The following is a 22,218-nucleotide window of genomic DNA, read 5'->3' on the forward strand; positions in this document are numbered from 1 at the left end:
CCGCAATGCTGCCGGCCGGGCTGAGTGCGGCGGCCGCGCGCAGCACGTCACGGACGGGGCGCTGTATTCGTGCTTCTGAGGGCTGCTGGCGAACTCCCGTTGGGGCGACGGCGGCCTCTTTCTCTTCGCCCTCGTCGCCTGAAAGAGCGTTTTGTCCTGGCAAGGATGTTTGGTAACTGCCTGCATCCCGCCGCTTGGGGTGGCCCGTGCCGGCGTGTGAGGATCCGCCTGTGGAGTGTGATGTGTGCGGGCGGTCGATGTGGCGGTGGCCGGTGCCACCGACGGCACGGGAAGAGGAGATCTGGTCCTGTTCCTGGTGTCATGCGGCCACCCATGTGGGCGGCGAGTGGTTCGAGATCTCGCGACCGCCGTATCTGCCCATGGGGATGCGCTGGGAGGAAGCCGTCGCGGATGGCCTTGCCCCTGGTATCTCCCACGCATTCGGCATCTTCGACAAGACGCTGTGCGGCATCCAGGAAGCCGGCATGTTGCCGTCCGACTACTGGTGGCTGCCGGAACGGGGAGACGCATGCGGTGCCTGTCGGAAAGCGGCGGGTGTCATCGATGACCGCTGGCCGCAGGCGATGAGAGGTGAGGACGCGCGGGTCAGCGTGGCTCAGCGGCCATGAGCCCTTCCAGTTCGGAGTCGATTCTCGGGCGAGCCGTCGGACCTGGCGGATGGGCAGTGGGCGTTGGTGGAGCCGTTGCTGCCGCCGGCCCGGGTGGGCCCGAAGGGCGGTCGGCGGGAAAAGCACCCGCGGGGGCGGATCGTGGCCGCGATCTCCTATGTGGTCCGGACCGGGTGTGCCTGGCGGCAGATGCCGAAGGACTTCCCGCCACGGCGGACACGGTGTACTGGTACTTCACCTGGTGGCACGACGACGGCACAGTCGAGCGGATCCATGACGCTCTGCGCGGCAAGGTGCGTGAAGTCGACGGCCGCGACGTGGAGCCGAGGGCGGGCTTGATCGACTCGCAGTCCGTCCGCACCGCCGACACCGTCCCGCGGCGCAGCTACCAGAGGCTTCGACGCGGGCAAGAAGGTGAAAGGCCGCAAGCGGTTCATCGTCACCGACACCCTTGGCCTGCTCCTGGCCGTCCATGTCGTCGCGGCAAGCATTCAGGACCGCGACGGCGCGAAGCGGCCACTGCTGTGGACCAGACTCGGTCGCCCCGGCGTCAAGAAGGTCTGGGCCGACCAGGGCTTCGCCGGCCGCCTGGTCGGGTGGACCGCCCAGATCCTCGACCGCGACTTGGAGATCGTTCGCAAGGATCCTGCCCAGCGTGGCTTCCAGGTCCAGCCCATGCGTGGGCGGGGGAACGCACCTTTTCGTGGCTCAACGCCCACCGGCGCCTCGCGCGGGACTACGGGACCAGCCCCGCCCATTCGGAGACGATGATCCGCTGGGCGATGATCGGCATCATGGTCCGCCGCCTTACCCGAGGCCGGCCGGCAACCCGACCAGGCCCACGATCGCTCTCTCGCGCTGAGTCCTACGGGCTCAACCAAGGTGCGGCCGAAGGCTCTCCGCTCACTTCATGAACGCAATCACCAGCGGGTCCGACTCTGGCGCGATGTAGTCGTATGTCGAAGAGTCGACGTGGCAATGATCGCTTGCATTCGCCTCGGAGGCGAAGCCCTTGATGTTGTCGGCGAGGAAGTCGAGAGCTTCCCGCGCCCCCTGGATCCTCAGGATCTGGTCTTCCGAGACGATCGAAACAGTAGCCCGCTCCGGATCCTCCTGGAACGCGATCTCGGACAGCGACCTCTCGTAGGGAAAGGGCGCCGGTTCTCCGAGAGATCACAGCTTCCGAACTTCCCCCGCAGCAGCTGCCCGAACTTCAGGAGCCCTTGACGCGTCCCGGAGAGCTCGAGCTCTCTGGTTTCCCCGCTGTACAGAACCTGCAACATCACATCCCCTCCAACCTGCCGATCGTACCGATCACCAAGACGGGATCGTCCTTCGGCCTCGGTCGGGTCTACGACTGCTCTACGGCAGATCTCGAACGCGGTCTGTGAGGCGGCAGACCCGTCGGTACGGGCTCCTGGGTGCCTTCGACCACGTGATCACCCGCGAATCGGCACCGAGAGCCAAGCCGGCTCCCGATCTGTACCGGGAGGCGCTGTCCCGCCTCGGGCTGAAAACTCCTAACGAAATGGGGGTGTGACCGAGATACGCGTCAAAGGGGCAATGGGATGATCTTTAACCTCTGGCGGGCCTTCTACGGTGCTGAGACCACGGCAGCCTGTTCATCGTGCTCGCGCAGCATCCGCATCACGGTCGCAGGTGACGGATGCTGGCCCTTCTTCTTGCCGGTGGTGATGACGAGCCGCTTGGCCATGTCGCGCAGGCTCATCTCCTGTTCCCGCAGCTGCAGAGCCATGGACAGCATGGATTCGTCTGCGACGCTGGCGCCGCCGATGGTCTTGCCGCGCTTGCGGGCGGACTCGTGTCCCTCGAGGGTGCGGTCGCGGATGTACTCGCGTTCCATCCCGGACATGGCCGCGAGCACGGTGAACACGATGCCGGAGGGGTTGTGCGAGCCCTTCAGCTCTCCGGTGAGGAACTCCAGGCCGACGTCGCTCGCCTTCAGTTCCTCGGCGAGCATGGCGAGTTCGATGCCGCGGCCGAGCCGCTTGTGCTCGTGGACGACGAGCGTGACGGCGACGCCGGAGGAGCGGATCTCCCCGGCGAGCTTCACGGCGGCCTCCAGCTCGGGGCGCCGGGTGGCGCGGGTGGAGATCTTCTCCGAGAAGACCCGGGTGACCCCGGTCTCGGCGAGGGAGTCGAGCTGTGCATCGAGGGACTGCCGGGCGGTCGAGGCCCGCGCGTAGCCGAGGCGGACGTGCCCGACCGGTTCGGCGCCGGCGCTCACCGGTCGGGGCAGCTCAGTCCACATCGACCCCGGCTTACGTACGGCCGGGGTCGGCACGCTGAGCACCTTGGCGAGTTGGGGCACGAGCCGGAAACGGGCGGTGTGGTACTGGATGGCCACCTTGCCCTTGCCGGTCCGGCACGGAGAGCCCGCCGGGGCGGCACAGGTGGACATCGGGCAGCCGTGCGATTCCACGCGCTTGAAGTCGTCGCTCACGCCCGGGAGCGTTTCATGAGGGTGTTTCAGGAGTCTAGTCGTTTGCTACAACTCATGAAACATGATCGCCGCAGGTGGATCGCCGCACGGCCGGGTGTTTCACGAGCGACCACCTATGAAACGCGCTTGTTCGCTCCGGGGCAGGAGCCAGGAGTGACGCCGATGCCACTGGCCGACTCCTGCCACGCCTCCGTGCAGTGCCATGAGCGGCGACACGGTGTCATGGCCGTACGACTCCCGGCGGCCGTGACACGACTGCATCGGTGTGACGGGCGCACGCCCCGAAGGTATTCGTCAGGCGCCGCCCCAGACCGGGGCATCCGTTCCCCATAGACCCGGCGGACGTGCCCAGTTCACCGGGCCCCCGTCGTACGACACCGGCGGCAGCGCGTGCCGCAATCGGCCCATGGGGCTGTCGGTCTCGGTCAGCCAGTGTTCGGCGTCGAAGCCCTCTTCCTTGCCCGGAGCGGGTGCCAGGTCGTGGACCAGCCAGTGCGCGGTCTGCGTCAGCGCCAGGCGGACCAGCCGTGTGCCGCCCGTGCGGTGCTGCTCGGTGAGCGCGCGCAGGACACCGGCCGCGAGCAGATAGCCGGTGCCGTGGTCGAGCGCCTGAGCGGGCAGAGCACCGGGCGAGTCCGGCGAGCCCTCCAGTTCGGCGATGCCGGTGGCCACCTGGACCAGGCTGTCAAAGCCGCGCCGCTCGCGCCACGGTCCGTAACGGCCCCACGCGGAGAGCTGGGCGATGACGAGACCCGGTCGGCGCTCGGCGAGCGCCTCGGGCGTCAGTCCGAACCGTTCCAGCGCGCCCGGCCGGTAACCGGTGACCACCACGTCTGCCGCATCGAGCAGTTCCTCGAAGAGCCTACGGTCGGTGTCCTCTCCCAGGTCCAGGGTGGTCGAGCGTTTCCCCATCCCTGTGTCGTTGTGGGCCTCCTGGCTTTCCGGCAGCTGTGGGGCGTCGATCCGCAGCACGTCAGCGCCGAGCAACGCAAGCGTTCGGGTGGCGACCGGTCCGGCCAGTACTCGGGTCAGATCCAGGACGCGCAGCCCCGCGCACGGTAGTGCGGCACCATCGATCATTCGATCCGGGGCATCATCGATGCGCGCCGTCGTCAGCAGCGGCTGCCCCGCAACCATGACACCCTGCTCGCTCTTGGCCCAGTCCTCGGGGCCGCGTGCAGCGACGGCCAAACCGCCCGCCGCGTACACGGTCTCCTCCACTTCTAGCGCGGTAAGCCCCGCGATCGCCTGGGCCACCGCGTCCACCGCCTCCTCGTCGGCGTTCCCCGGCACCCCGAGAGCGGCGAGCAATCGGGCCCGGTGGTGCGGGTAGTTGGCGTGCGTACGAACCCATCCGTCGGTTGCCCGCCAGAACCGGGACAGCGGCGCGAAGGTCGACCACGCTCGCCCGTCGGCCCGCACCAACCGGTCGCTGAGGAACGCCGTCGCGACTGCCTCGTCATCGACCCGCACACGGGGCACGGGGCGCCCCGTGCGTACGGAAGCGAGCTCGGCGGCCGCGAGCGAGCACACCGCGACGGTGGCTCGCGCCAGCTCCATGACGGGCAGCCGCGCCGGCAGCCCTCCGGACGGACCGCCGTAGGACACCCGGTCGAGCAGCGAAGAATCGGCACCCAGTGCCGCCCAAGCCTGCGAGGCCCCCGAGATGATTGGAGAATTCATGCCCACACTGTGGCACTGAGTGCCACCTGTGGGAAGGGTTGCGTCATGGACCCAGGCCCTCGCCGACGTACTACTGAGATTCGGCCAGAGACGCCGCCCGCGCCCGCGGAGCCCTCGGCGGACGGCCGCTCGTCGGCGATGACGGAGGAGCAGGTACGCCACGCCCGCCACCTGCTCGCCCGCCCGGAGAACACCGTCACCTCGATTGCGAAGCTCCTCGGCGTCTGCAGGAACACGAAACGCCAGACCCTCCAGGGCGCCCACGACTACGGCGATGCCGACACCTGCCGCAGGACCGTCTTCGCCTGGCTGACCCGCTACAACACCCGCCGTCGGCACTCCGCCAACGGCCACCTCAGCCCCAACGAATACGAACGCCGACACCAAACCGCTAAACCCACGCTCGCCGCGTGATCAATAACCGCGTGCCCACCTTCACGGTGGAAGGCCCGGTGGTTTGGCAATCGCTGGTCGGCTCGTTACTCGTACCGGTACTTCAGCGAGTCCGCTTCCGCCTGCTCGATGTCCGCGATCGTCAGCTCCGGCATCCGCAGCTGGGCCAGCGTCACCTGGGCCGAGGTCGGCTGGGCGTCCGCCGGCAGCCAGTGCTCCGGCTTCCAGGCTCCGCTGCGCAGGAGCGACTTGGGGCAGTGCGGATAGACCTCCTCGATCCCCAGCACCAGCGCACTGGCCGGCGGCTTGCCCACGGCGGTCAGCTGCGACAGCAGCTCCGGGCGGGTGGAGACGCAGGCCCGGCCGTTCACCCTGAGCGTCGTGGTGCGCCCCGGGATGAGGAACAGTAGCCCGGCCCGTCCGGTGGCGATGACGTTCTGCAGGGTGTCCAGACGCTTGTTGCCAGTCGCGTCCGGTATCGCCACCGTCCGTGCGTCCAGGACGGCGACGAACCCGGCGGGGCCGCCGCGCGGGGAGACGTCACAGTTGCCCTCGGCGTCCGCGCTGGCGACCAGGACCAGTGATGAGCAGCCGATCAGCCGCCGGGTCTGTTCGGTGAGTTCGGTCATCTGCTTGCGCACGGCCGCGTCGTTGGGGAGTTCGTAGGTCTGGCGCAGCGTCTCCTGGTCGGGCACGGCGTCGAGGCGGAGCGAGTCGAAGGCGCTGGTGGCAAGGGGTGTCGTCATGCCGCCGACCCTAATGGGCCGACCTGCGGTTGTTCTTGGCCGGTGAGCGTTGGGACACAGAGACGGCCTCGCGAGTTGTCTGGCGTGTGAAGATCAAACAGGCCCGTGCAGCCATGTGGGGTGCCTTCCTGGTTCAGGCGGCCTGGCCGAGGCCGGCGGCGGTCAGGTCCTGCTCGCGCAGTGGGGTGAAGTCGACGTCGAGCTTCGGGTCGTACGCGTCGGGCTGGATGCCGAGTTCGTGTGTGGAGTACTCGCCGAACCGGTTGATGTGCTCGGTCAGGTACGGCGAGATGTGAGCCAGGTCCTCGGGGGCGATCTCCCAGCCCTCTTCCAGGAGCTGGCGGATAATCTCCGCGATGTCCAGGGCGTTGTGGAAGATCACCGCGTTCGTGAGCAAGGCGTTGAACTTCATTGCCTTCTCCTGCTCGACGGGGTCGTTGTCGGCGATGACGCCGCGGTTGCCGAAGCCGATCCACTGGGAGAACCGGTTGAACGACTCCACCTTGTTCGTCGCCGCCGTCACCCGCCGGCGAAGCGGCGCATCCGACAGATACCGAAGGAGCTGGACGGTGCGGATCACGCGGCCGACCTCACGGAAGGCGGCGTAGGTGGCGTTCTTCCGCGACCCGGAGCGCAGACGCTTGAGCAGCGTGGAGGAGGAGATGGCGCCCTCGCGTACGGAGACGGCCACGCGCATCAGGTGCCGGAACTGGGACTCGATCAGGTCGAAGTCGATGACGTGCTTGCCCGGCTCGCCGATCAGGGCGTCGATGTGCACGTACTCCGTGGTCTTGCCGGGCCGGTAGAAGGTCAGTTCCTTCCAGTTCCTGATCCTGGGCATCAGGTCGAAGCCCAGCAGGTGGGCGAGCGCGAAGACAGGGAAACTCTGGCCCTGGGTATCCGCGTGCACCGTGGTCGGCTGCACCTCGGACGTGTTCTTCAGCAGGCCCTCGATGATGTAGACGGCCTCCCACACGCCGCACGGGATGAAGTGCGTGAACAGCGCGATGTAGGTATCCGAGACGTGGTGGTAGGCGATGCCGCCGGGCTTGCCGTACCGGACGCTCGTCTCGGAGAGCAGGTTGTCGAGATAGGTGTCCATGTGGGTGCCGTCCGCCGCCACGGCGGTGCCATCGCCCCAAGCCTGCGAGATGTCCAGGCGGGCGTGCGCGTTGACCAGGTCCGCGACGGCTTCGTTGAGCAGCATGATGGAGAAGTGCTTGTTGGCGACGTACGACAGCTCGTGCCCGGACACACCGGGGATGTGCCGGGCGGCCTCGTACGGGCCCATGTTGGTGCCCTTGACGAACGTGACGATCACGTAGCGGCCCAAGGGGTCGGTGAGCTTGGGCTCGTTGCCCGACGGCGGCCCGAAGCGGCGCCACCACTCCACCCAGTACGCGGTCCGGGCCACGATCCCCATCAGGGACCGCTCCGGCATCCTCGCCTTGATCTCCTGCTCCAGCCGCTTCGCCGAGGGCCGCTGACCGTCGGCCCGGTACGCCTTCAACGACGGGATGCCCGTCTCCGGGTCGATGACCAGGCCCTCGTTCTCCGGGTACCCGGCGTCCGCCGCCGCGGCGGCGCCTCGCAGCTTGTCCTCCAGCTGCCTGCGGAAGAACTTCGCGTCGAACTCGGCGCTCTCGCCCGGCTCGGCGAGGCCGACCTCCATCAGGTAGGCCCCCAGCGTCTCCTGGACGACCTCCCAGTCCAGGAGTTGCTCGGACCAGTCGGCATACTCCTACGAGCCGACCACCGCGACATCGCCGGTACGCAGCTCCTCCGCCAGCGCGGTGAAGACCATCGCCTCGAAGTGCTTGCGCACGAACTGCCCGGTCCGGGTCTTGTCCATCACGGCCTTGCGCCAGTTCTGGGTGGCGAAGGAGATGTCGACCTCCTTTCCCTCCTCGTTGAAGGCGGTGATGTACTCGCCGCGGGCCGCCTGGTGCCGCTGGGCGTGTGCGAGCGCGTCCAGCACCCGGCTGTCCTCGCTGGTCGCGGTGAACTTCAAGTTCTCGGCCCCGGCCAGGTCGAACATCACCGCCCGGTCCCGGCCGATCTGCCCGTACAGCAGCACTTCCCAGAAGTTGCCGTGGTGGGCGGAGACCTTCTCGATCTGCTCGTACTGCTTGGCGAACCCACCGAAGCCCTCCACCGCCCGCGTGACCGCACCCAACCCGCCTGCCTGCACCATCTGGGCCTTCACCAGGGCGATCACTGCCGGAGAGACCCGGCCCTCCAGCCGCTTCGCGACCTCGTCCACCGACGCCTCCTCGTCCAGGCCCTCCAGCGCCTGACGGGTCTCGGCGGTCATGGCCGCGGCCTTCGTGAGCGCCTCCTGGGCCGGGCCGCCCTCGTCGATGTGCTTGAGCACGGTGCGGTAGTTCCCGATCAGGGCCTCGACGATCTCCCGTTCTACGAGCCGGATCTCCTCCAGCTCCGCCTTCGCCTTCTTGATCTTCGTCGCCACGCGCTTGCAGAACATCGTGGCCAGGTCGTCCCGCGCCCGCATCCTCGCCTTGTGCGTCAAGGCCGCGACCAGCGCGATGCGTTTGACGGGGACGAAGTCCCGCAGCTCCGAGGCGTCCGTCGCGTCCGCTTCCCCGGCGAAGTCGGTGATCTTCCCGGCGGCGACGCCGTCCACCCACACGTCGGTGTCGCCGAGACCGTCCAGCCATTCCAGACGCTTGGTCAGGTTCTTGAAGTGTGACCAGGTCGGGCCCTTGGCGGACTTCTTCAGCCGGTTGAACAGCGTCGTTCCGTCGCTGTCGCGTTCCTCCAGCAGCCGCATGAGCCCTGCACGCTGAGCGGCGCTCACGCGGTCGTGGATGCCCGTGCAGATCGAGGCGTTCACCTCGGTGCGGATCTTCGAGGCCATCTTGTCGAAGGTGGAGAACCCAGGCAGCTCCAGCCCGGCCTCCACGACCTTCTCCAGCGCGATGCTGATCAGATCCGCCGGGCGGTTCTTCGCCGCGGCCTCCTTGCGGATCGACTGCTCGACGATCCCCCGGGCCTTGGCCTGGTCGTACGTCACACCGACCCGCTTGCGGACCAGACCACGGTGATGCTTGGCCGTCCGCTCCGCCCGATAGACCGGCAGCGTGCCCTCCGGCAGCTCCACCGACCGCCGTACGAAGTCCACCACCATCGCCGGAACGTCCTCCAGCGCCGGGAAACACCCCATGCGCCGGTACGACTTCAGCATCAGGAGCAGGGCCAGCAGATACTCATCGCAGTCCGTGGCATCGGTCGCCCACTGAAGCTCATCGCGAGTCGGCGAGAAGAAGAGATGCAGCTCGTGCGCGGTGATCAGCCGCTTGAACCGCGGATACGCGGTCCGCTCGATCGAAGTCACAACCCACCCCAGGACCCAGACGACGCTCAACATCACCACCAACGACACTGAGCCGAACGGGTGACGGGCCGGGCGCTCAGGGCTTCAAGATCATCCCGTTGCCCCTTTGACGCGTATCTCGGTCACACCCCAAATGGGTCTTGGGGAACGCTAGGCTCGGAGGCCATGAGTCAGAGCGGTTCGCAAGCGGCGGCATTCTTCCGAGAAGTCCGTGAAAACAGAGTGGTCTGGCTTGTCCGGGATGATGACGGAAGCCCGACGCACCTCTCCGCGGACGGCACGCGAAGTTTTCCCTTCTGGTCGACCTCGCCCCGGGCTCAGAGGGCGGCGAAGACCTGGGGGCGTGGGCTCCGCGTCGATTCCATGCCCTTGGACACCTGGTGTGATCTTGTACTGCCCGATGCCGCACGGGACGGACTCGTGATCGGCATCAACTGGAGTGGGCCGCGTCTGGTCGGCTGGAGCTTCACGCCCAGGGAAGTCCTTAACCGGCTTGCGTCAGATAGCTAGCCCACGGCATCGGTCGCCAGAGCGCGCAGTCGCCGCCAGCAGCTGAGTGCGCATCCGAGGGTGAGGATGGCTTCGTGGATGTCGTCGCGGGGATTCCCCTCCGGGCCTCCAGGCTGCCCGTGCCGCGGATATCCGCTGTGTGGCCGTTACCGGAGCGGCCACCCACTCGAAGCCTTGACTACGAGGGTGCAACCTCCGACGCACCACTCCGCAAGGCTTCGAGCCGACCGGCGCCGCGTTTCTGCGACGGCAAGCCTGACCGGTCCGCTCGTTCTTCTACCTCGCAGTCGGGTCAGGTGCGAGCACTGTCCCTGGCCAGGGTCGGTGACGACGGCGGGCGGCCCTGCCGACGGGACCGGAATGTGCCGGGGCGCTCGCTGGTAAACTGTGGGCACGCTTCGAAACCGTTGGGGCCCGTACCGAGGGGTACGGGCCCCAACGCGTTCCCGGCGCCAGACCGAGGAAGGCTCCCCCCATGAACGCGAAGACTCCGGCCCCGAAGGGCGAACCCACAACGCCGCAGACGGCTGCCCCTGGCCTGCCGCCGGTCGAGTCCTTCGACGCACTCGGGCTGCCGTCGGAGCTGACGGCGACGATGACCGGCCTCGGCGTGACGGAACCCTTCCCGATCCAGGCGGCGACCCTGCCCAACGCGCTGGCCGGCCGTGATGTCCTCGGCCGTGCGCGGACCGGCTCCGGCAAGACGCTTGCCTTCGGGCTTGCGCTGCTGGCGCGGACGGCGGGTATGCGAGCGGAGCCGAAGCGGCCGCTCGCACTGGTTCTGGTGCCGACCCGGGAGCTCGCGCAACAGGTGGTCGACGCGCTGGCACCCTACGCGCAGGCGCTGAACGTGCGGCTGGCGACGGTGGTCGGAGGGCTGGCGATCAACCGGCAGGCGGCGCTGCTGCGCGCCGGCGCCGAAGTGGTCGTCGCGACGCCCGGGCGGCTCGCCGACCTCGTGTCGCGTCGGTTCTGTGATCTGCAGCAGGTGCGGATCACGGTGCTGGACGAGGCGGACCAGATGTGCGACCTGGGGTTCCTGCCGCAGGTCTCGGAAATCCTGGACCAGGTCCGCCCCGACGGTCAGCGGCTGCTGTTCTCGGCAACACTCGACCGCAATGTCGACCAGTTGGTGCAGACCTACCTGCACGAGCCGGTACTTGCCTCGCTCGACCGTGTGGCCGGCTCGGTCACCACGATGGAACACCACGTGCTGAACATCCACCCCGCCGACAAGCACGCGACCGCGACCGAAATCGCCGCGCGGGACGGCCGGGTCCTGATGTTCCTGGACACCAAGGCCGGCGTGGACCAGTTCACCCGGCACCTGCGGGCCAGCGGCATTCGGGCTGCCGCCCTGCACAGCGGAAAGTCGCAGCCACAGCGGACGCACACACTCGCGCAGTTCAAGGACGGCGAGATCACCGTGTTGGTGGCCACCAACGTCGCGGCGCGAGGCATTCACATCGAGGCCCTCGACCTCGTCGTCAACGTGGACCCGCCGGCCGACGCGAAGGACTACCTGCACCGTGGCGGGCGTACGGCTCGCGCCGGGGAGTCCGGGAAGGTGGTCACGCTGGTCACCCCGAACCAGCGACGAGACGTCAACCGGATCATGACCGACGCCCGGATCCGGCCGACTGTCACCCAGGTACGCTCCGGCGAGGAGAAGCTGACCACCATCACCGGGGCCAAGCGCCCGCCCATCGAAGGGAAGGGCAGCGGCAACGCCCCCTTCCGTGGCATGGGCACTCGTCCCGGCCGCCCCAAGGAGTCCCGCAAAACGGCCGACGCCCGCAAGACGGCGGAAGCACGCGCGGCGGCACGGGTACGCAAGGGCCGCTGACCCAGGCGGACTTGCCGGGGCGGGGGCCCGCAGACCAGCGGCAGACGGCACGGGCCCTGCTCGTGGAGGTACTGCCGAGTCCTGGAAACGCGGGTTCGAGCACTCGACGGGCCGACACATCCGCTTGAAGCAGTGCACGCGCCGAGGGATGCTGCCTCAGCAGTTACGAGGCCCGTCGCTGAGGACAAGATCCGGAGCATTCCGGACCGGCGGCTCCAACGCTCGGCAGCCGATGCCCAAATTCGGCTTCCCCTGCTCGGTCTGGTCGACCACGGGCGCAATCGCCTCGTACATCCGCCGGGCAAGCTCCTCGATGGACCTGTTCGCGAGCGCGCCGCCACTGATGTCCCGCTCCAAGGTCTTGAGGTGGTCCACGAGCTGAGCGCCGGTGAGGGTGATGTCGACCAGGCCCCCCTCCTTGGCGGGGCCTCTGAGGCTTCGGGCTCGGCGTCCTCGTGCGAGTTGATGACGGTGGTCTGCCGCACGCCCCCGCTTCACGTTCCACGCACGCCGGAGCTCGGTGGCTCATGCCACGTCCCGGGATACGAACAGCAACGCTCAGAGAGCGTCGACCCTCTAGGGTGGTCGGTGCAGCTGGTTCGCCCTGCCCGCCAGGCAGACGCGTCGTAAGAGGGAACCCGGTGGAAATCCGGGACTGCCCCGCAGCGGTGAGTGGGAACGACCGCCGTCATACGCACTGGATCCGGTCGGATCCGGGAAGCGACGGCCAGTAGGAATCTGCCTCGGCAGGGTGCCCACAAGTCCGAAGACCTGCCCGTTGCCCGCACGCGCCCCCCGTGTGCGGATATCCCGGTGACCTCGTGGGCGGGTCGGCGTACATATCGGATGAGACATCGCGCCCTGGGCGTGCACATGTTCCGTCCGGTTCGTCACCCCTTCGCGTCCGTGTCCCGTCTCCGGGATCTCAAGGAGTCATCTCGCGAAGGAGATTTCCGTGACAGCGAAGCCCGCAGCCGCAGCATCACGAGCCACCGTGTACGGCTACCCCCGCCAGGGCCCGAACCGGGAACTGAAGAAGGCCGTCGAAGGCTATTGGAAGAGCCGGATCACCGCCGACGCTCTCCGGAAGACGGCAGCAGATCTGCGCCGGACCAATTGGCAGCATTTGGCAGATGCCGGTATCCACGAAGTGCCCACCGGCGACTTCTCGTACTACGACCAGGTCCTGGACACCAGCGTCATGGTTGGTGCTGTCCCGCAGCGGCATCGTGAGGCGGTCGGTGCCGACGCGCTCGACGGATACTTCGCGATGGCACGCGGCACCCAGGATGTGGCGCCGCTGGAGATGACCAAGTGGTTCGACACCAACTACCACTACCTCGTGCCCGAACTCGGCCCTGACACCACCTTCACCGCTGACTCGGCCAAGCAGGTCACCGAGCTGAAGGAAGCCCTCGCTCTCGGACACACCGCCCGGCCCGTGCTCGTCGGCCCTGTCACCTATCTTCTGCTCGCCAAGCCCGCCCCCGGAGTGGCGGCCGACTTCGAACCGCTCACCCTGCTGGACCGGCTCCTTCCGGTCTATGCGGAGGTTCTCGCCGATCTGCGCGCTGCCGGCGCGGAGTGGGTACAGCTCGACGAGCCCGCCCTCGTCCAGGACCGCACCCCTGCCGAGCTCAACGCCGCCGCCCGCGCCTACCGCGACCTCGGTGGCCTGACCGATCGCCCCAAGCTGCTCGTCGCGTCCTATTTCGACCGGCTCGGAGATGCTCTGCCCGTCCTGGCGAAGGCACCGGTCGACGGGCTGGCCCTCGACTTCACCGGCGCCGCAGCAGCGAACCTCGAAGACCTCGCGGCCGCCGGCGGGCTCACCGGCAAGAGGCTCGTCGCCGGCGTCGTCAACGGACGCAACATCTGGATCAACGACTACGAGAAGTCGCTGACCACGCTTGCCACGCTTCTGGGCCTCGCCGACCGGGTCGACGTCGCTGCCTCCTGCTCGCTGCTGCATGTCCCACTCGACACAGCGCCCGAGAAGGACATCGATCCTGAGATCCTCCGCTGGCTCGCATTCGCCAGGCAGAAGACCAGGGAGATCGTCACTCTCGCCAAGGGACTCGCCGAGGGCACCGAGGCCATCACCGCAGAGATCGCCGCCAACCAGGCCGACCTCGCCTCACGCGCCGACTCCGCCATCACCCGAGACCACGCCGTACGGGCCAGGGCCGCCTCGATCACCGACGCCGACGGCCGACGCTCCCAGCCCTACGCCGAGCGAGCGGCCACCCAGCGGGCCCACCTGAAGCTGCCGCTGTTGCCGACGACGACCATCGGATCGTTCCCGCAGACCGATGAACTGCGCACGGCCCGCGCCGACCTGCGCGCCGGCCGGATCGACACACCCGGATACGAAGAGCGGATCAAGGCCGAGATCGGTGAGGTCATCGCCTTCCAGGAGAAGACCGGCATCGACGTCCTGGTGCACGGTGAGCCCGAGCGCAACGACATGGTCCAGTACTTCGCGGAGCAGCTGACCGGATACCTGGCCACCCAGCACGGCTGGGTCCAGTCCTACGGCACCCGCTACGTCCGGCCCCCGGTCCTGGCCGGTGACATCTCCCGCCCCGAACCGATGACGGTGCCCTGGACGACGTACGCCCAGTCCCTCACCGACCGCCCGGTCAAGGGCATGCTCACCGGGCCGGTCACCATGCTCGCCTGGTCCTTCGTCCGCGACGACCAGTCCCTCGGCGACACCGCCCGCCAGGTCGCCCTTGCCCTGCGCGACGAGGTCAACGACCTGGAGACCAGCGGAACATCGGTCATCCAGGTCGACGAACCCGCTCTGCGCGAGACTCTGCCCCTTCGCGTGGCGGACCACGCCGCGTATCTGGACTGGGCGACCGAGTCGTTCCGGCTCACCACCGGCGGCGTACGACCGGACACCCAGATCCACACCCACATGTGTTACGCCGAGTTCGGTGACATCGTGCAGGCCATCGACGATCTCGACGCCGACGTGATCAGCCTGGAGGCCGCCCGCTCGCACATGCAGGTCGCCCGCGAGCTGGCCGCACACGGGTACCCGCGCGAGGCAGGTCCTGGCGTGTACGACATCCACTCCCCGCGCGTGCCCGACGCGGACGAGGCTGCCGCTCTCCTTCTCAAGGGACTGGAGGCCATTCCCGCCGAGCGGCTGTGGGTCAACCCCGACTGCGGTCTGAAGACCCGTGGCTGGCCCGAGACCAAGGCGTCTCTGGAGAACCTGGTCGCCGCCGCCCGCACGGTCCGGGGCGAACTCCCCGCGTCCTGACCGGAAGAATCCGTGGCCGGGGCGTCCGCGGGCGCCCCGGCCACGCAACCGGCCCATGATCCTGGGTCGCCAGACGAGACACGCCCCAGCTGCGGCCGGTACTTCAAGTTCCGGCGTCTGCAGGCGGACAAAGCGTACGACGTCCCGCACCTGCAGAAATGGCTCCGAGGCAGACACGTCGGCGTCCGCATCGCCCGCAAGGGGTCGAGTCCAGCGAACGGTTGGGACGCCGACGATGGGGCATCGAGCGAGGGCGGCCTTCGTCTGATCATGTGCTCCGATCAAGGTGCACGTGACCACGACGAAGGCCGTGAGGGTGAGGCCGCTGCCAGATGCTGTCCGGAGGAAAGCGTTACACAAGCTCAGTCCCGGCGTGCGTGGGTGGTCGGCCCGCCCGGTGCCCGGTCAGGGCGGGCCGGGAGCGAAGGACAGCATGCGGGCTTCGCGTCGGTCGTCGTCGCCGCTCACGCTCGCCGACGTGAGGACGACTCGTCCGCCTGCATAAGCCAGCCGCCCGCCGGACATCTCGTACTCCTGCGTCGCGGTCGATGCGGGGTGTCGCAGCACCACCTTCTCCGTACCCGCGGCGCCCGGGCCCATCAGGAAGGTCCGGCCGGGGCGGCTCGGCGTGGCCGACTCGTAGACGAGCACTGCCTTGCCCTTCTCCGCGCGCAGGGGGTGCAACGTGCGCAGCTCGTTGTTCTTGACCCCCCAGAGGAACTTCCCGGTGGCCAGGTCGTACAAGCGGATCCTGTCATTGCCGCCCAGAACGATGAGGCCGTTGCCGACCGCGGTGCCGCGACAGGGCTGGATGTCGCCGCCGCTGCCGTATCCGGCGCATCGCTGGATACTCTTGCCCCGCGGGTCGATGGTGGTGCCGGGCTTTCCTCCCGGGCCCAGGGCCACGACCCGCCAGTCGTCGATGCGGTCCACGGCGTTTTCCGTGGTGAAGACGACCGGATCGACGGAGATCATGCTTCCGAACTTCCATCCGGTCTTGGTTCGGTGGCGCCACAGGACCTTGCCGGTGAGCGGGTCGATCTCGCGGAGCTGGCTGTGGTTCTTGCTCTGGTCGATGTCGATCATGCAGTCGGAGCTCACTAGGAGCCGGGAGCCGCCCGCCACGTCGGCGGGGAAGCACTTCCCCGGGTCCTCCCAGGGGATGTCGAACAGCTCGGTCCCGTCATCGACCCGGTAGGCGGTCGCCTTCATACTCCGGGCGATCGCGAAGGTGCCGGCGCTGATGGCGCTGTGCACGATGAACGTGTTGTCCCCGTCACCGGTTTCGGGGAGTTCCTTGTGCCATCCCGGCTTCCCGGTCTTCAGATCGATCATCTGCAGTTGGTTGCACCGATTGTTCCTCCCGGTGTCGGCCCTCTTGTTGTGGACGAGCACGACCTTGCCGTCGGGCGTCGGGTTGGCCGGTGTCTCGCAGACGGGAGCGGGCAACCGCATGCTCCAGACCTCGACGCCGTCCGAGAGACGGTAGGCCGCGACCTTCCTGTACATGGCCTGGACGACGGTGTCGCCGACGATCCACAGGTCGTAGACCTTCTGGTGCCCGCTGGGCAGGTCGGTCTTGTCGTCGACGATCCACGTCGCCGCGTCCCCCGGCTTCCGTGCGGCGTTGATCTCCTCCGTGGTCGGGATGTGCTTCGCCTGCGGGGTGCTGACCGCGGGGGAGGTGGGCGGGGCCGTCGGAGCGGAGGGGCTTGACGAATCCTTCGCCACGGGGGTTGTGGGCCCGTCCTCGCCCCGGTCGACGAGGGCGTACACCCCTCCTCCCGCAGCCACGAGCAGCATCGCGACGACGGCGGCGATGACCGGCGCTCCGCCGAAGCGCCGCCGGCGCGGTGGCGGTCCGGACGGCGGCCCGAAACCTTCCGAGGCATACGGGTTGCCGGGAACGGGCTGCTGCGGCGAGCCCGGTGTGTACCAGGGCTGCGGCGGGTTGGGCATGGGTCTTCCCCCTGAGACGTGCCACTCGGTCAGGAAACTGCTTCTCGGGCTCAGGCTCGGGAGACGCCGGGCGGAGGTGTGCTCCGTCGTCTCACAAGGCCGCCCGCGAAGATCACTGGTAGGGACGCGCCACGCGCCGATGCGGTTCTCCCGCAACGGCAAGGGATCGCACGGTCGCTGAGAAGCCGTCAACCACCCTCGATGAGCTCGAGCTTGCTCTCCATCTGCCAGGACCTGCCAGGTCTGCGGATGGCTTTGAGGGTCTCGGGGCGTCTGACGGTCTTGCCGACGTCGTAACGCGGTGTCCGGCGTTTGTTTCTTGCAGCCAGGTGGGCGTCCGGGGGCGGTGCCTGGGGTCGGCGGCTTCGGCAGACGCTTGACACGGTCGGACCGGACCCTGCCGACCAGTTCGACAGGCAGGTCACGCAGGACCCACGCCAGGCAGGTCACTTCGGTAGCCGGCGTCGCTGACGATCGCGATGTCCGGGTCCCCCGCCTGCCACTGGCCCACGGTGATGAGCCGGCGACACATCGACCGCCAAAACCAAGCTCCCGCCGTCGAAACGCCCACGGTCTACCGGCGCTTCGCCCAGTGGAGCCGGGAACGGGACTGGGCCCGGCTCCGCCGCGTCGTCCTCGACGAGCTCGGCGCGCGGGGCGAGTCGGCAGCAGAAGTCGGCCAACGCCGGTGGTGTCAGTGACGGCTCGTAGGGTGCGCTGATATTCGACGAGGAGGTTCCATGGGCTTTTCCGGTCATCTGGTTTTTGCGCGCAGCGAGAGCCCGCTGCTGGAAGCACCCCTGTTCGGCGGCAGCGATCCAGGGCTGAGGGAGGACATGCACGAGTGGCGGCCTCGACCGGGCGGCTGGCAGACCCTGCAGTTGGAGCAGGACATCTGGGAGGACGACTACCTGTTCGCCTTGGTCGAATGGACTGGAGCACCGGTTTGCGTCGCCGATGTCTCCGACAGCAGCGTCGCCCTCTTGACCGGCCTGGACAGCAGCGGTCGGCGCTGGCAGGCATGGCTCAACCTGGACAACGCCGCGGCCCTCCTCGTCGAGGAACCCGAGGACGTGGACGATGTGAGCCTGTGGGTGACCACCCCGGAGTTCGAAGAGGCCATCAGGCATAAGCGCGCAGAGCTCGATGCGGAGGTGCCGGCCGACGCCGAGGGCGCGCTCGTGTGGGCTTCAATGGCTGGTGTCCAGGCCGCGGCGCAGCAGACTCGGATCGAGGGACTGCTGCGTGCACGGGAGACCTTCGTGGAGGAGCTGTTCGACGCGCTGCTGGATGAACTGGGCTTCCCTGAAGCCGCCCAGCCCTCACCGCAGCCATAAGAAGCGACGTCTGAGCGGCTGTTGTTGTTCCGAACTTGAGGAGTCTGGTCGAACGGGAGTCACCTGAACTCCCGACCCGACCAGTCCTCGCGTCGCCGAGGTGCCCGGCCGCACGGCGAGGCCAGGGCACCCACAGGCACGACGCCTGGCGTACCGCCACCACCAGCGTCCTCGCAGCAGTGCGCAGCTTGTCACCCGAGCAGTGGGAGGCGAGGACGTCCGCAATGGCCAACCGGCGGCGACTGTGAAAATCGCTGTCCGATCACCGGAGCACAGTGATAGACATCCGGCGTGGAAAAGAATCTTGAGTTCCCTGACCTGTTGCGCCTGATCGATGAACGGTCGATCGCCTTCCGCGCCGTGATCGCCGCCGCGCCCGGTCTCGACGCGCAGGTGCCGACCTGCCCCGGGTGGACGCTGTTCGATCTGGTGAAGCACCTGGGTGGGGGAGACCGTTTCTGGGCCGCCATAGTCGGCGCGGGGTCTGCCGACGCTCCCCCGGCCGAGGCCGTCGCCGCGCGCGCCGCGCTGGAAGTGCCGCAGGAGCGTGAGGCCCTGCTGGCCTGGCTGGACGCGTCGACGCAGCTTCTGCTGGACGCCCTGCGCGCGGCGGGACCGGAGAGCGGTTGTTGGACGTGGTGGCCCGCGTCGCAGTCACCGCAGACCGCCGGCGGCACCGCCCGGCACCGGGTCCAGGAGACCGCGGTGCACACCTACGACGCCCAGCTCGCCGGGGGCGCCCCGCAGCCGCTGCCGGTCGAGCTGGCACTCGACGGTGTGGAGGAGTTCCTGTTCACCGTCTGCGCAACGCCGAGTGCCTGGCCGCACAAGCCCACGGCCTTCGACTTCCACGCCGCCGAGGGCCGCTCCTGGCGCCTCACCGTCGACGGCGACGGCGCACGTATCACCCGCATCCCCGCGCCGGCCGCCGCGACCGGCGAAGACTCGGACGCAGCCGGCGCCTCCGTCCACGGCACGGCCAGTGAGCTGGTCCTCTACCTGTACGACCGGATCCAGGCCGAATCCTTGCACGTTGACGGAGACGCAGGGCTGCTCGACCTGCTCCGCGCCTGGGAGCCGGAGGAGAAGTAGGACGTAGCGGGGGGCGGTTGGCCCCGCCTCGAGCCGGTAAGACGCGACTCTGCGCCAGGTTCGTCAGTCGCGGCACCGGGCTCAAACCCGCGAGGCGGCCTCGGGGCGTCACCAAGCCGACCGTCTGCCTGGATGGCAGTGCGAATTTCTCCGTCCCAGCGATCACGAGAAGCGACGCGACTGCCGTCGTCCCGATCTCGTCGAGAAGTCGGTCGATCGGGTGACTGCGGCGGCTGCCGTGCATGAGAGCAGGGCCTCTTGGTAGCTCGAAGGGTGTCGAAGCCAACGTGCTTTCCAGGAGGCTCTGTTGTCGCATTTCCACGGCAACGCGGGAGTGGGGTCCACTTCAGCCACTCTCGCGTGTGACTGTCTGGCTCACAGGCTCGGGAACGCCAGTGACCACGGGGCGCGCGAGCGTCGGTATCCCACCGACATGTCGGACGCCGAGTGGGCGGTGGTCCGGCGCACTGCTGCCGGTGCCGGGCTGGCTGCGGGGCCGGGGCGGGGCGGGCAACCGGAGGCCCATTGCCACCGCGCGATGCTGGACGCGATCCGCTACCTGGTCGACAACGGCACGAAGTGGCGTGCCGTGCTTGCCACTTCCCACCGTGGGACCGGGTCTACGCGTTCTTCCGGCGCTGGCGCAACCACGATCTGGTCCGCGAGTTCCACGACCGGCTCCGCCGCCTGGTCCGCGAGCGGGCCGGGCGGGACTCGGAGCCGGCGCGGGCGTGATCGACTCGCAGTCGAAGCCGCGCTGTCAGAGCCGACGACCGCGTCCGCTTTGACCGGGTCACGGCATACTGGCGCACGAACTTGACGATGCGCCAGCTCGCCCCGCTGCTCGACATATCCACATCCGCTGCCGATTGCATCAAGGGCATCACCTCAGCCGGGGCGCAACTGCAGACACCACGTGATCACATTTCGAACCTCACATGTCATGTCCTGCGAACCGACAGCCCGGAACCCAACGACCCTGGTCAAGCGGCGACTCGTTGAACCGCGCTGACTCACGGCTGAGGAGCAGAACGCTTCTCAGAGACGGACGATGACCAGAGCGATGTCGTCGTGGCCGCCTCCGGCGACGCCGAGCCGCTCGAGCAGGGTGTCCGCCAGCTGGTCAGGAGTAAATTCGGGCATGTCGCCCAGCGCTTCCTTGAGGTGATCCAGGCCGGTGTCGATGTCCTCCCCCCGACGCTCGATCAGCCCGTCGGTGTAGAGGACCAGCGTGTCACCCGGGCGATAGGGGGTGCTGGCCTGCGGGCGCGGCACATGTTCGGGCCGCGCACCCAGAGGCGGATCGGTGGCGTTCTCCAGCAGCTCGCACGTGCCGTCGCTGTGCAGCAGCGCCGGCGGAGGGTGGCCGGCGCTGGAGTAGACCAGCAGTTTCGACCGGGCGTCGACGAGCACCGTGACCGCGGTGGTCGCGAGTGCGCCCTCCACCGAGCGGGCGTACATGCCCAGCACCTCCAGGGCCTGGGCCGGCCCGGTCACCGCCCGGCTTGCGGCGGACAGTGCGCTGCGGAGCATCCCCATCACGGTGGCGGCCTCCAGGCCGTGCCCGACGACATCGCCGACGGCGACGCTGAACCGTCCGTCGGCCAGATCAACGGCGTCGTACCAGTCGCCGCACACGTTCAGGGAGCCGACCGCGGGCCGGTACCGCACCGCCACATTCTCATGGCGAGCCAGATCCGGGGCGTGCAGCATCGCCTCCTGCAACGTGACCGCGATCTTTCGCTCCCGCGCATGCGCCGCCCGCAGATCCTCGTTCAGACGCTGCAGCTCACGGGCCCGGTCATACAGCTCGGCCTCCATCCCCTCCTCCCGCTCGGTCAGCGGCTCCCCCGCCCTCCGGTCGCGGGCGCGGCGGGCCTGCACGAATGCGGTCACGTCCTCCACCCGGTGGATGATCCACGACACATGCGCGCGCCGGTCAAGAACAGGAGTGTTCACCGTCGACCACCAGCGCTCCTCGAATGCCCCCGGCTGCGCGACCACGGGGATGTCGTACCTCTGCACCGCCAGCACATCCGCCCGCCCCGTGGCCAGCACCCGCCCCCATGAGGCCTTCAGATTCCGCACGCCGTCCGCGTCCGGGTCGGCCGGGTTGTCCGGGAACGCATCGAAAACGTACTTGCCGATCAAGTCCTCCTCAGTACGGCCGGTCGCCCGCAGATACGCCTCGTTGACCTCGACGATCACCAGATTCGGTGCCAGCACCAGATACGGGCTCGGCGTCGCTGCGAACAACGACCTGTAGTCCAGCTCGGGCTTCACTCGCTTCCACCCCAGTGAGCATCCTCGGCCTCGGCGACCCTGCACCTCCCACGCTACGCAGCATCACCACACCTCGCGCGCCACGGCACCCACCCGAGAAAGGCTTGTGCGGCCCACCCCAGAGCCGTACAGCCACCCCCTTGCACGCTCCCAGGTTCAGAAGCAGCTACGTAGGCATCCGCGCGCGAACGGCGGCGCGCCACGCCACCACGGACAGGGAGGGCGACAGCGCACCGTACGATGCGCTGTCTACCAGGCGGTGCGCATCAGGTGCGGCAGTGCGCACCGCACCGCGCATCGGTCAGCGCAGGACGACGGCGCGCAGGGCAGTACGGAAAGGGCGAGATCTCCCTTCAATGCGCTGCGCTGAGCGAGCCGGAAGCTGAAGGCTGAGGCCGTATCGGAGGCGGTCGCGTCGCGCCCCGGTCTCGAGTCGATGGCGAGCAGCCCTGCGCGGGCATTCCGCCCCGCCGCTCTGTGGGGCGGAGCCTCCGGTCCAGGACATCACTTCCGCGATCGCCGACGCGGCCTACGAACCCGCCGCGCACGTCTGTGGGGGCACCACAAGTTCCCGGCCCTGTCCCTCCTCGGCGACAACGGTTGCCTGGAGGCGAGCACCCCCAGTTCGAAGCCCCGGTGGACCTCGA

The 22,218-nt window shown here is 68.4% G+C and carries 18 protein-coding genes, 3 pseudogenes and 1 riboswitch; of the genes and pseudogenes, 13 read left to right on the forward strand and 8 right to left on the reverse strand.

What is annotated here, in order from left to right; translation table 11 throughout:
- Positions 1-230: 230 nt before the first annotated feature.
- From ACFW9O_RS33950 to ACFW9O_RS33960, 3 genes are all read left to right on the forward strand, one after another.
- Positions 231-629 carry a hypothetical protein gene (locus ACFW9O_RS33950; RefSeq protein ID WP_384614745.1) on the forward strand — a complete coding sequence of 133 codons (399 nt, stop codon included), beginning with the start codon at positions 231-233 and terminating at the stop codon, positions 627-629.
- Between the two features lie 93 nt (positions 630-722).
- Positions 723-968 carry a transposase gene (locus ACFW9O_RS33955; protein WP_384614796.1) on the forward strand — a complete coding sequence of 82 codons (246 nt, stop codon included), beginning with the start codon at positions 723-725 and terminating at the stop codon, positions 966-968.
- 75 nt (positions 969-1,043) lie between these two features.
- On the forward strand, positions 1,044-1,400 hold the full coding sequence (locus tag ACFW9O_RS33960) for a transposase (protein WP_384614747.1): 357 nt from the start codon (positions 1,044-1,046) through the stop codon (positions 1,398-1,400).
- A gap of 823 nt (positions 1,401-2,223) precedes the next feature.
- On the opposite strand, the gene ACFW9O_RS33965 is transcribed toward ACFW9O_RS33960, so the two are convergent.
- The gene (locus ACFW9O_RS33965) at positions 2,224-3,093 is read right to left on the reverse strand and encodes a recombinase family protein (RefSeq protein WP_384614749.1); all 870 of its coding nucleotides are present in this window, start codon (positions 3,091-3,093) and stop codon (positions 2,224-2,226) included.
- Between the two features lie 294 nt (positions 3,094-3,387).
- On the reverse strand, positions 3,388-4,776 hold the full coding sequence (locus ACFW9O_RS33970; RefSeq protein WP_384614751.1) for a CoA transferase: 1,389 nt from the start codon (positions 4,774-4,776) through the stop codon (positions 3,388-3,390).
- Positions 4,777-4,914: 138 nt separating this feature from the next.
- On the opposite strand from ACFW9O_RS33970, the gene ACFW9O_RS33975 reads away from it, so the two are divergent.
- Positions 4,915-5,190 (forward strand): hypothetical protein, encoded by a 276-nt coding sequence (locus ACFW9O_RS33975; protein WP_384614753.1) that lies wholly within the window; start codon positions 4,915-4,917, stop codon positions 5,188-5,190.
- A gap of 65 nt (positions 5,191-5,255) precedes the next feature.
- Here the strand turns inward: ACFW9O_RS33975 and ACFW9O_RS33980 are convergent, their stop codons facing one another.
- The 3 genes from ACFW9O_RS33980 to ACFW9O_RS33990 all read right to left on the reverse strand — a co-directional run bounded on the left by ACFW9O_RS33980 (position 5,256) and on the right by ACFW9O_RS33990 (position 9,270).
- Complete coding sequence (locus ACFW9O_RS33980; protein WP_384614755.1) at positions 5,256-5,915, reverse strand: MSMEG_1061 family FMN-dependent PPOX-type flavoprotein; 660 nt, start codon at positions 5,913-5,915, stop codon at positions 5,256-5,258.
- Positions 5,916-6,048: 133 nt separating this feature from the next.
- A complete protein-coding gene (locus ACFW9O_RS33985; protein ID WP_384614757.1) occupies positions 6,049-7,587 on the reverse strand; it encodes a transposase in 1,539 nt (512 codons plus the stop codon).
- A 69-nt stretch (positions 7,588-7,656) separates the two neighbouring features.
- Positions 7,657-9,270, reverse strand: a complete 1,614-nt coding sequence (locus ACFW9O_RS33990) for a DUF4158 domain-containing protein (protein ID WP_384614759.1) — start codon at positions 9,268-9,270, stop codon at positions 7,657-7,659.
- Positions 9,271-9,435: 165 nt separating this feature from the next.
- On the opposite strand from ACFW9O_RS33990, the gene ACFW9O_RS33995 reads away from it, so the two are divergent.
- Positions 9,436-9,780: a DUF2750 domain-containing protein gene (locus ACFW9O_RS33995; RefSeq protein WP_384614760.1), complete on the forward strand. Its 345-nt coding sequence runs from the start codon at positions 9,436-9,438 to the stop codon at positions 9,778-9,780.
- A 475-nt stretch (positions 9,781-10,255) separates the two neighbouring features.
- Positions 10,256-11,626: a DEAD/DEAH box helicase gene (locus ACFW9O_RS34000; protein WP_384614762.1), complete on the forward strand. Its 1,371-nt coding sequence runs from the start codon at positions 10,256-10,258 to the stop codon at positions 11,624-11,626.
- Between the two features lie 156 nt (positions 11,627-11,782).
- On the opposite strand, the gene ACFW9O_RS34005 is transcribed toward ACFW9O_RS34000, so the two are convergent.
- On the reverse strand, positions 11,783-12,001 hold the full coding sequence (locus ACFW9O_RS34005; RefSeq protein WP_384614764.1) for a hypothetical protein: 219 nt from the start codon (positions 11,999-12,001) through the stop codon (positions 11,783-11,785).
- 239 nt (positions 12,002-12,240) lie between these two features.
- Positions 12,241-12,402: riboswitch (cobalamin riboswitch) on the forward strand.
- A gap of 179 nt (positions 12,403-12,581) precedes the next feature.
- Here ACFW9O_RS34005 and metE point away from each other — a divergent pair.
- Both metE and ACFW9O_RS34015 read left to right on the forward strand, forming a co-directional pair.
- Complete coding sequence (gene metE / locus ACFW9O_RS34010) at positions 12,582-14,900, forward strand: 5-methyltetrahydropteroyltriglutamate--homocysteine S-methyltransferase (protein WP_384614766.1); 2,319 nt, start codon at positions 12,582-12,584, stop codon at positions 14,898-14,900.
- A 49-nt stretch (positions 14,901-14,949) separates the two neighbouring features.
- A pseudogene (locus ACFW9O_RS34015) lies at positions 14,950-15,151 on the forward strand (IS5/IS1182 family transposase); the annotation flags it as partial.
- 154 nt (positions 15,152-15,305) lie between these two features.
- Here the strand turns inward: ACFW9O_RS34015 and ACFW9O_RS34020 are convergent.
- Positions 15,306-16,859, reverse strand: a complete 1,554-nt coding sequence (locus tag ACFW9O_RS34020; protein ID WP_384614767.1) for a PQQ-binding-like beta-propeller repeat protein — start codon at positions 16,857-16,859, stop codon at positions 15,306-15,308.
- Positions 16,860-17,428: 569 nt separating this feature from the next.
- Here ACFW9O_RS34020 and ACFW9O_RS34025 point away from each other — a divergent pair.
- From ACFW9O_RS34025 to ACFW9O_RS34045, 5 genes and pseudogenes are all read left to right on the forward strand, one after another.
- Positions 17,429-17,521, forward strand: a pseudogene (locus tag ACFW9O_RS34025) (IS5/IS1182 family transposase); the annotation flags it as partial.
- 78 nt (positions 17,522-17,599) lie between these two features.
- Entirely contained in the window at positions 17,600-18,196 is a 597-nt protein-coding gene (locus ACFW9O_RS34030; RefSeq protein ID WP_384614769.1) for a hypothetical protein, read from the forward strand.
- A 291-nt stretch (positions 18,197-18,487) separates the two neighbouring features.
- Positions 18,488-19,288, forward strand: a complete 801-nt coding sequence (locus ACFW9O_RS34035; RefSeq protein ID WP_384614771.1) for a maleylpyruvate isomerase family mycothiol-dependent enzyme — start codon at positions 18,488-18,490, stop codon at positions 19,286-19,288.
- A 579-nt stretch (positions 19,289-19,867) separates the two neighbouring features.
- The gene (locus tag ACFW9O_RS34040) at positions 19,868-20,023 is read left to right on the forward strand and encodes a hypothetical protein (protein ID WP_384614772.1); all 156 of its coding nucleotides are present in this window, start codon (positions 19,868-19,870) and stop codon (positions 20,021-20,023) included.
- A gap of 57 nt (positions 20,024-20,080) precedes the next feature.
- A pseudogene (locus ACFW9O_RS34045) lies at positions 20,081-20,164 on the forward strand (IS5/IS1182 family transposase); the annotation flags it as partial.
- 162 nt (positions 20,165-20,326) lie between these two features.
- Here the strand turns inward: ACFW9O_RS34045 and ACFW9O_RS34050 are convergent.
- Positions 20,327-21,571 carry a PP2C family protein-serine/threonine phosphatase gene (locus ACFW9O_RS34050; RefSeq protein WP_384614774.1) on the reverse strand — a complete coding sequence of 415 codons (1,245 nt, stop codon included), beginning with the start codon at positions 21,569-21,571 and terminating at the stop codon, positions 20,327-20,329.
- Positions 21,572-22,218: the final 647 nt, after the last annotated feature.

This window comes from Streptomyces sp. NPDC059499 (assembly GCF_042749285.1).
GTDB lineage: Bacteria > Actinomycetota > Actinomycetes > Streptomycetales > Streptomycetaceae > Streptomyces.